3 protein-coding genes are annotated in these 10,841 nt (G+C 43.4%); all 3 read left to right on the top strand.

What is annotated here, in order from left to right:
- Window positions 1–1,183: RagB/SusD family nutrient uptake outer membrane protein (locus tag ASU31_RS23200; protein WP_057934636.1), on the top strand; the 1,183-nt coding region annotated here is incomplete at its 5' end.
- 60 nt (window positions 1,184–1,243) lie between these two features.
- Window positions 1,244–2,758, top strand: a complete 1,515-nt coding sequence (locus tag ASU31_RS23195) for a glycoside hydrolase family 32 protein (RefSeq protein ID WP_057934631.1) — start codon at window positions 1,244–1,246, stop codon at window positions 2,756–2,758.
- An 897-nt stretch (window positions 2,759–3,655) separates the two neighbouring features.
- Window positions 3,656–10,768 carry a cellulose binding domain-containing protein gene (locus tag ASU31_RS23190; RefSeq protein WP_057934630.1) on the top strand — a complete coding sequence of 2,371 codons (7,113 nt, stop codon included), beginning with the start codon at window positions 3,656–3,658 and terminating at the stop codon, window positions 10,766–10,768.
- Window positions 10,769–10,841 lie beyond the last annotated feature (73 nt).

The following is a 10,841-nucleotide window of genomic DNA, read 5'->3' as shown; positions in this document are numbered from 1 at the left end:
GGCCTTGAGTAATGATGCGCTTTGGACGAAGATTGCAGATGATTTCAGAGCGGCCGTTACAGCGCTGCCGACAGATCAGAACGATAAGGGCAGGGTAAACAAAAATGCTGCAAAAGCATATCTGGCCAAAGTGCTGTTGTACCAGGCCTATACCCAAAGCGAAAATAACGCGGTAAGCAGTATTGATGCTGCTAAATTAAATGAAATAAACACGTTATGTGATGAGATCATCGCATCGGGCAAATTCAGCCTGAGTACGGATTATGCTAACAACTTTTTATCTGCTTCTGATAACGGCCCGGAATCTGTTTTTGCTATCCAGTATTCAAAAGATGATGGTACGCCAAAGGGGAGACTGGATTATGGGCATGCGCTTAACTATCCGATGAATCAGGAGTATGGATGCTGCGGTTTTAATGTGCCTAGCCATGATCTGATCAATGCTTTTAAAACAGGAACCGACGGATTGCCTCTTTTTTCCACCTACAACAATACAGATGCGGCAGCTTCTCTCGACTTTCAGAGCAGTTCATTCGATCCACGACTTGATCATACCGTGGCCAAACCAGGTGCACCTTTTAAATATAAGCCAGCATTTGTATTCCAGCGCTCGTGGTCAAGAGCACCGGCTATTTACGATGCGTTTGCCAGTATGAAAGAAGCAGTACTTCCTGATGATGCTTCTTTTCAGAAAGTTCCACCATTTATCGGAAGTTCGAAAAACTGGGAGATTATCCGCTATTCAGATGTGCTGCTTTGGAAAGCAGAAGTGCTGATAGAGCTGGGGCGGTCGTTGGAAGCTGTTCCGCTGATCAATCAGGTTAGAAACCGTGCAAACCTAAGTCGTAACCTGTTGAAAAATGCTGCGGGAAACCCGACTTCAAATTATAACGTTCAGCTTTATCAACCTGGGGTAAATTGTACCTGGACACAGGATTTTGCAAGGCAGGCCCTAAGATTTGAAAGAAGACTTGAGTTCGCTACAGAAGGTTATCATTTTTTTGATTTGGTGAGGTGGGGGATTGCTGCGCAGACTATGAACGCTTATTTTACGGTCGAAAAATCAAGAGTTGCCCATCTCGCAGATGCCCGGTTTACGGTAGGGAGGGATGAATATTTCCCGATTCCATTAAATCAGATTAACTTTAGTAGCGGGGTGTATAAACAAAACAACGGATGGTAATATTTCTAATGTCCAGGGAGTCTTCCCTGGATATTTGTTTAAATTTTAAAAAAATACAACATGAAAAACAAATCTATAAGATCGGTGTTCTTTTTGCTTTTTTGCCTGTTCTCTATCGGTTCTAGTGCCCAATCTACAGGAGGCGAAAAATACAGGCCAGCTTTCCATTTCTCACCAAAGGCACATTGGATGAATGATCCTAACGGAATGGTGTATTATAATGGCGTTTACCATCTTTTCTTTCAGTACCATCCCGGAGGTACAACCTGGGGACCTATGCATTGGGGACATGCCACAACCCGAGATTTAGTTAACTGGGAGGAAAAGCCCATAGCACTTTATCCAGATAGCCTTGGAACTATTTTTTCGGGAAGTATCGTAATTGATAAAGACAATACCGCAGGATTTGGCAAGAACGCTATGGTTGCAATATTTACGCACCATAACCAAAAGATCGAAGAGGCCAAGACCGGCCTGCACCAATACCAGAGTATTGCTTATAGTAATGATGAGGGCGAAACGTGGACTAAATATAAGGGTAATCCTGTGCTTCCAAACCCTGGGATAAGCGATTTTAGGGATCCAAAGGTGATGTGGTATGAACAAGGCAAAAAATGGGTAATGACCTTAGCTACAAAGGACAGGATCACTTTCTACTCCTCCCCAGATCTTAAAGCCTGGAAACGCGAGAGCGAATTTGGAGCCAACCTGGGCGCCCATGGTGGGGTTTGGGAATGCCCGGATCTATTTCCACTCAAAAGCAATGGTAAAACGGTATGGGTGCTTTTAGTTAGCATCAATCCCGGGGGCCCTAACGGAGGTTCTGCAACCCAGTATTTTACAGGAAACTTTGATGGGAATAAATTCGTGCCAAATTCTACAAAAGAGAAATGGGTGGATTATGGAACCGATAATTATGCAGGGGTTACCTGGTCTAACACCGGCGACAGGAAGATATTCCTTGGCTGGATGAACAACTGGCAGTATGCCAACCAGGTACCTACCAAGGCATGGCGTGGTGCTATGACACTTCCCAGAGAACTATCGCTCGCAAGTGTTGATGGAGCGTATTATCTTCGTTCGTTACCTGTAAAGGAAGTTTTGCCATCATTAAAGCCTGTTTATAAGAAAGGAACTGTTACTATTGATAAGGAGATTGACCTTTCTGCATATGCCAAACCTCTGGATGGGAAGTTCAAACTCGATCTTGGTCTTGAAAATACCAACAACTTTAATATTATATTATCGAACGTTAACGGACAAAAGCTGATTATAGGCTATGACAAAAAGAACAACAGTTACTTTATCGACCGGACACTATCTGGCGAAACAGCATTTGAAAAAGGATTTGCCAAAAAACATAGTGCACCCAGGTTACTGACTGGTAAGAAAATCAATATTAGCTTGATCCTGGATGTAGCATCCGTAGAACTTTTTGCCGATAACGGATTAACTGTGATGACAGATATCTTCTTTCCGGGTAGTGCTATTGAAACAATCAAGATTCAAAGCAAAGCTGTTAGTAAGTTAAGCAATCTTTCTCTGTCAAAGATTGACCAGAAGCAATTAAAATAGTATATGGGGTTGTAGCTTAAATATAGATTTGTCATCCAGAGGAGTAATTTATTTTATAAAAATCAAAATAAATGACAGGAGAATTTAAAAGATTAAATCTCCTCCGATTATCGTCATCCGATAGCTATCGGATGCGAGAAGGCTTTTTCAGCCGACGAAGCAATCTTTATTGAAAGGATCACTAGCATGAGAGATTGCTTCGTCGTTCCTCCTCGCAATGACGACCTTTCTATGAAGGTCTGTCAATGATAGCCTGTCGAAGGGCCTGTTAAACCTGTTAAATACGCTTTGAGGTGTTTCGACAAGCTCTCCATAGGAGTCCTTTGGACAACATGACAGCATTTGAAGTGAAATAACCTTTATGATAAAGCCTCAGGTCTATCCATTTCAGACTGCTATGCTCTTTTGGTATGTAACACTGTTTTTCTCCTTTTTCTTCACAGTGATTTTAAATAATAAAACCTTAATAAAAATCAACTAAAATAGTGCCTGTTCCTTAAGGTTGCTATTTTAGTTATTTAGGCTTGTCCTGCAGTACCCATATCTTTTAGCTTAAACGGAATTAAACCTGGGTTTAGTTTTAATTCCGAATTTTATTTGATAAAAATTTGTTAATCTGGTAGATATCAGTCAGGGTCAAGCAGAAAAGTAGCCTCAGCAATAAGGTTATCCTGTAAGCAAGCATCTCCATGCCGAAATAACGCGGCCAGCTTACCATCACCATGCAATAATCCTGCATTTAAAAAGCTTGCTCCTTTAGCACCTGGTGATTCGAATATTAATCATAGTTATTCCTGAAAATATTTTTTAAATACCTAAGTATCAAAGTTGATATCATGTGTCTTTATGGAAATCGGTTTTTAAAAATCTGATTTATAACCAAATAAATAACTTCTTATGAGAAAACTTTTACTTTATCAGCTAAAACTGATGGCAAAAAAGAGTCGTGTTATTTTCTTTTTTGCTATTCTGATTTTTATCGGTGCTCAGCAATCAAAGGCTCAGGTGCAAACATTGGTCCATCCGGGTATTCCTTTTACCATGAGCGACTTAAATCAGTTAAAGGCCAACATTACAGTGGAGCCTTGGCTTTCGGCCTACAACGCATTTAAAAATGATGGACGGTCAAAGCTCAGTTATGCAATGGCGGGGCCATATGCCACTGTAACCCGTGCTCCAGATTTAAATAATAATGCATGGAGAAACGATATGGTAGCTGTTCACAACCTGGCATTTATGTGGTGGTTTACTGGCGATTCGACCTATGCCCGCAAAGCGACCAACATACTGGATGCCTGGGCAGTTACCAATACCACCTGGGGGGGTAATGAATCTATGCTGGATATCGGCGACTACGCTCAATATTGGGCTACGGGTGCCGAAATCCTCCGCTATACTTTTCCCGGATGGACCGCAGCCAATACACAGCATGTAGAAAAATATTTTTCTGAAGTTTTATTTCCAACCTCATTTGTTCCATTTCCGTTGCGGGATCAGAACAAGGGGGCTATCCAATTAAAAATTGCCCTCGCAGCATCGGTTTTTTGTAATGATATTACCCGGTTTAACCAGTCGATTGAAGTGTACAGGATGGATGCCGGTGGAGGCATGCGTAACTCGCTGCCCAATGGCGAAGTAGGAGATACAGGCCGCGACGACCACTGGCGTATACAGGCAGCAGCCTTGGCATGGGGTGCAGAAGTAGCCTACAAGCAGAAGGTAGATATGTTTGCCGAACTTGATAACAGGGTATTGGCTATTGGCGAGCTGTATCATCAATATGCTTTTGACGGGGCTAGCATGACCTATATCCCCTTTGGGGGCTATGCCAGTTATTGGACCAACTGGGGGATTATGCCAGGAGAAAGGCGTGGCGACATGACCAATATCATTCATAACGCATATAACAGGCGCAAAGGAATACCTACCCCTCATACCGATAGGATGCGGGCTGCTTTAGGTGGAGCAGGAGGAGATTTCTTGTATCTGAAATCATCCGATACTTCCACTGCGGTTATTTTGACCCCTATATTTTATCCTTCCGAGCACGTGCAGCCAGTAAGTAACCTAACCAATATTGATATCGGTAATCCCGGACTGGCAGGCAGCGCATCCTTCAATAATGGGATCTGGACCCTTAAAGGTGCCGGAAATTCCACCAGTAATGCCTTCAGTTTCAACTTTAAAAAAGTTAACGGCGATGCTGGTTTAGTTGTAAAAGTTGATAATATGTCGCTCACTACCGGAGGCTGCGGTGTCATGATACGCGAATCATTAGCGCCCGGTTCCCCTTTTTGGGATCTTTTTCTCGGGGCAAATGGCGGTATCGGAAAGCATGGACAGCCCAAAGCCCCCTGGTGGTTAAAAATTGAACGTGTAAACACCCGCATATTTGCGTATCACTCGCAGGATGGCGTTAACTGGACGAATCTTAGTTGCTGGTATTCAGCAACCGGTTTCCCGGGAGAGCTGTACCTCGGTTTTTACACCATCTCTAATAATACATCTTTACACAATACAGCTACGTTCAGTAATGTAGGCTATAGCCAATCTGCACCCGCGGGATCTCCAGAGATTAGCAGCGCTACTACTGCCACAACCACCATTGGCCTACCTTTCAGCTATAACATCAATGCCAGTGCTAATCCTACAGCTTATAGTGCCAGCGGTTTGCCTGCAGGGCTTAGCCTGGATGCGGCTACCGGTATTATTTCCGGCACGCCTACGGAGCTAGGACAAAGCGAAGTAACACTAACTGCTACCAATACTAGCGGCAGTGGCACTGCAACTTTGATCCTGAAAGTGCTCAATAATCAGGCTCCTGCAGCGCCCGCTCCAGTTGCGGCATCGGTTGTTAATAGTACACAGATCAAACTTAGCTGGCCAGCTTCAGCCAACGCCACCAGTTATTCGGTAAAACGTTCGTTAACAGCGGGAGGCCCATATACCACTATTCAGGCAGCTATTACGATCACCAGTTTTACAGATCCCGCTCCTGCGCCTGAAGTAAATAACTATTATGTGATTACAGCATTAACAGGCAATATGGAAAGTGGTAATTCCAACGAAGTTTTCGCATCTGTGCCCCCAGCAATTCCCAACCGGCCTACCGTGGTTAATCAAAGCGACCGGATCAATCTTACATGGGACGCAGTTTTAGGCGCTGTTTCGTACAAGGTGAAACGTGGTACAGTAAGTGGTGGTCCTTATACCACCATTGCAACAGTTAGCACTACCGCCTACGAAGACACAGCTGTTACCAGTGGCAGTCCATACTACTATGTACTTTCTGCTGTAGGAACTACAAAAGAAAGTGCTGATTCGCCAGAAATCTTTGCTAGTCCGGGTACGAGTTCTTCAGTATGGAGCCCAACACCCCTTACAGATTCATTGAACCAGGCAAGTAACTGGAGTGGAAATACGCTTCCGGTAAACCCCGCGATAATAACATTCAATACCACTACCGATTCAGTTCTGACCAATAACATAAACGGGCTGGTAGCATCGAGAATACAATTCGAGGCTGGAGCTAATGCCTATACTATTGCAGGAAATGCTTTAACGATAAAGAATGACCTGGTTAATAACTCATCACAGCCTGAAAAATTAACGATGCCTATCGTTTTAAGTGCTCAATTAAATGTGGCTGCAAAAACGAACAGCATCCAGCTGAATGGCATTGTAAGTGGAACCGGAAGTTTACTTAAAACAGGAACATCAGCACTTGTGATTTCCGGAGCGAATACTTATTCGGGTAATACTATTATCCGGGGAACAAGAGGTTATGCCTGGGGTTCAACTGATGGCATTCAGGTTATGGGTATAGGTACAGGCACTTCAGGCGCTCCTACAATAGGTCCTTTGGGAACAGGAAAAATCATCATGGAAGGCGGTGCTTTATATACCGGATCAACTACGGAAACAGCCACTTTATACAATGATATTGAGGTACCATCAGGTCAAAGTGGCTTCTTTTATGAGCGCATGGGCCATTTAAATTTATATGGGAAAATTTCAGGGAGCGGTACGCTATACAATGACGGCTCTGATAATTATGCTACGATTAGTCTCTTCGGTGATAACAGTGGCTTTACGGGTACTTTCATTACCAAACTTCGCAGCGGCAATCACCGCCTGGCATTTGCCACACCACAATCGGGCAGTGCGAACGCTAACTGGTTGTTGGATGCTCAAGGTGTTGATTGCCATAGGATTATGTTTGTTTCTGGAGTACTTGAATTTGGTTCACTTTCAGGAAGGGGCGGTATCCGCTGCAATGTTGCAGGAACACCTATTATCAGGATTGGAGCATTGAATAACAACACCAATTTTAGTGGAACAATGGCCAATGCATCTGGCACACTCTCAGTAGAAAAAGTTGGAACAGGAATTCTAACTTTCTCAGGAAACAGTACGTTTGGAGGAACAACAACTATTTTAAACGGAACATTTTTATTAAATAATGGTTCTGCAGGTACGTATAATAGCCCTATTATTGCCAAACAAGGCTCATTAGGTGGAGGTGGAAGAAATACCAGTACAATAACTGTTGGTACCGGTTCTGGTACAGGAGCTACATTAGTGCCAGGCACTGATGGAACCATCGGTACTTTAAGCACAACAGGACTTATTACCCTAAATACCGATGCCACCTATAAAGTTGATGTGAATGGTCCAGCTGCTACCGCTGACAAAGTGATTGCAGGCGGCGCTTCATTAAACCAGTCAAGATTGGTTTTAAACAACCTTGTTTCAGGTTTATTGCCATCGGGAACAAATTTTACCATTTTGGAAAATACAGGTGCTAATCAAATTAACGGTATTTTCAAGGATCTACCTGAGATGTCACTTATTTCGGAAGGCAGCTATAATTTCCGTATTACTTATAAAGGAGGATCGGGTAACGATGTACAATTGCTTGACGATAGAACCGTCCCGGTAACAATTACCAGTGCATCGGCAGATACTGCACTCATCGGCAAGAATTTTTCTTATACAATTACAGCTGTCAAATCGCCAACCAGCTTCAATGCCACAGGTCTTCCTGCCGGATTGAGTGTAAATGCTGCTACGGGTGTGATATCTGGAATTCCAACCGAAGCCGGGCTTTTTAATGTTACATTAATCGTTTCAAACGAGACCGGAACAGATACTGCAGCCCTTTCATTAAGGATACTAAGTACTACGGTAAGTGGCGTTTTAGTTGCCTCTGGTGATGCTAAAAATATCATAGAATGGGATGCTATTCAGGGTTTTACTTATAACGTTAAGCGTTCAGCCACATCGGGCGGACCTTATGTTATGATTGCAAATGTGGGCACTACCAGATTCACTGACACAAATATTAGCAATGGGGCTTCTTATTATTATGTAGTTGCTTCGGTTGATAGTATAGGAGAAATGCCTTCAAGCGCAGAGGTGGTGGCAACACCAAACGTGGGTCAGTTGACGTATCTGAAATTTGACGAAGCCAGCGGAACACGGGGTATCGATAGCTGGGGAGCTGCTCATAGTGCCTTAGCAGCCACAGCAATCCGGAATACCGGAAAGTACGGAACATCACTTAAACTGGATGGCACAGCCAACGCTTATGCTACGCTTCCAACAGGAATAGTTAGTGCTTTAAATGATTTTACCATTTCGACATGGTTAAAGATGGATGCAAAGACAAACTGGATGCGGGTGTTTGATTTTGGTACTGGAACCACTAAATATATGTTTCTATCTATTCAGGCAGGAAGTGCTAATGTAATGCGTTATGCTATCAAAAATGGAGGGGCTGAGCAGGTTGTAAGTTATAATTATAACTTACCGCTCAACACCTGGACACACTTTGCCATTACCCAATCTGGCAATACCTGCACAATGTATATCAACGGAACTGCTGTTGCTTCCAATACGGGCCTTACAATCAAGCCTTCTGCTATTGGCAGCACAATGCTGAATTATCTGGGTAAATCGCAATTTAACGATCCGTTGTTTAATGGTTCGATTGATGAATTTAAAATCTACAGCAGGGCTTTAACCGCTGCAGAGATTGCTCAGAATATGAAGTCGGGCCAGAATATTATATTTAATGCCCTGGCAGAAAAAGGACCTGCGGATGTCGATTTTGATCCCGCTGCTACCGCAACATCAGGCCTTCCGGTAACTTATACAAGTTCAGATCTATCGGTGGCCACCATTGTGGATGGAAAAATACACATTGTTGCTGCCGGAACTTCAAACATTACCGCTTCACAGGCTGGCAATACAGATTATACGGCAGCACAGCCGATAAGCCGGGCATTAACAGTTAAAAATCTACAAACTATAAGCTTCCCCGTTATCGCCAGCAAAGTTACAGGCGATACAGATTTTGATGCTGGCGCAACAGCAAGTTCGGGTTTAACCGTAAGCTATAACAGTTCGGCCCCCAATGTTGCAACAGTAGTTGATGGACAGCTACATATTCTAACTGCGGGTACTACAACAATCACAGCTTCACAGGCCGGAAATGCCCAGTACCTGGCTGCAACCCCTGTATCACAGGTATTAACCGTTAAAAATGTACAGACCATAAACTTCGCTGCCATTGCCCCGAAAGTTCTTGGCGATGCAGATTTTACCCTTGCGGCTTCCGCTTCTTCTGGTATGCCTGTAAATTTTAGCAGCTCTGACGAGCGTGTAGCTACGGTTATAAATGGCGTGGCGCGCATCTTAAAAGCCGGAACCACCACGTTTACAGCCAGTCAGCCCGGAAATGAAACATACAATTCTGCCAGTGTTACTCAAAACCTAACTATACTGCCTTTAAATTTAAAGGTTTTATCGGCTGATGGGGATAACGGACAGCAATCAAACAATGTAATCAGACCAAAGCTAAAGATCGTAAACGGGGATACCACTTCAACCAGTTACAGCATGCTTACAGCCCGGTACTGGCTTACGGCAGAAAATTTTGCAGGCATTAATACCTGGATAGATTATGCGCAGATGGGCAATAGCAAGGTTAAAACCAAATATGTTGCGCTACCCCAGCCAAGAAACGATGCATATGGCTATATCGAATACAGTTTTGATGCTACAGCAGGAACACTTACCGCTGGTGCCAATTCAGGCATTATCGAATCGGGCCTTGCCAACTCAAACTGGGCAAATTTAACCGAAAGTAACGACTTTTCTTACCGTGCAGGCTCTACCTACGCTGACAATGGCAAAATTACCTTATACAGAAACGGAACCCTGATCTGGGGAACCGAACCGGAGCCTGTAACCGGAACCAAAAGCGTTAAAGTACTTACAGAGAGTAAAAATGCCGGAAGCAGCACAATCAGTACCTATTTAAAAGTGGAGAACATGGGAAATACTCCAGTAGATTACAAAGATATCTCCATCAGGTATTTCTTTACCCCTGAAAGCGCAGCGGGCCTGAACTTCTGGGTAGACTATGCCAATTTGGGAGCGTCTAAAATCCAGGGACAGTTTGTCGCTATAAATCCGTCACTAAGCACTAATGGTGGTACATACCTGGAACTGAAAGTAGATTCGAGTGCCGGTAAGCTATATCCCTTAAGTGGAACAGGAAACATCCAGTACCGGATTGCCAAGTCAGACTGGTCAGCGTTTAACCAGTTAAATGATCATTCTTACCAACCTGGTAATTTTGCTGAAAATAACCATGTGTGTGTTTACTACAAGGGAGAATTGATTTACGGCATAGCGCCTACCGGTACAAATAACCAGTTAGCCATTGCAGCACCAAAAGAATCCAGCACTATTTTACCCAGTAGTACTGTAATTTATCCAAACCCGGTAACAAACAATAGGTTTAATATTACCACAACTGCAAACCTGTTAAAGAAGGATGTAGAGGTGAAATTAGTTGATTTAACCGGACGCACCGTGTATTCAAAATCTGCGGTTAACAATTCAGGCGATATAGAAGTACAGTTACAGCGGCACGTATCTGCGGGGCTTTATATTTTGCTTCTTAATAACCAGTACGTAGGCAAAGTGCTTATCAATTAGTCTTTGATTAATTGATATCCGTTCAGGAAGGACGTTTTTAATTGATGCCCTTCCTGATTTTAGTGCAGCCAGC

Source organism: Pedobacter ginsenosidimutans (assembly GCF_001442625.1).
GTDB lineage: Bacteria > Bacteroidota > Bacteroidia > Sphingobacteriales > Sphingobacteriaceae > Pedobacter > Pedobacter ginsenosidimutans.
The sequence above is the reverse complement of the archived record's forward strand: the minus strand, read 5'-3'. Positions and strand labels throughout refer to the sequence as shown.

Coding starts and splice junctions, on each gene's coding strand:
- ASU31_RS23195 (WP_057934631.1), top strand. CDS start 1,244: ATGAAAAACAAATCTATAAGATCGGTGTTCTTTTTGCTTTTTTGCCTG.
- ASU31_RS23190 (WP_057934630.1), top strand. CDS start 3,656: ATGAGAAAACTTTTACTTTATCAGCTAAAACTGATGGCAAAAAAGAGT.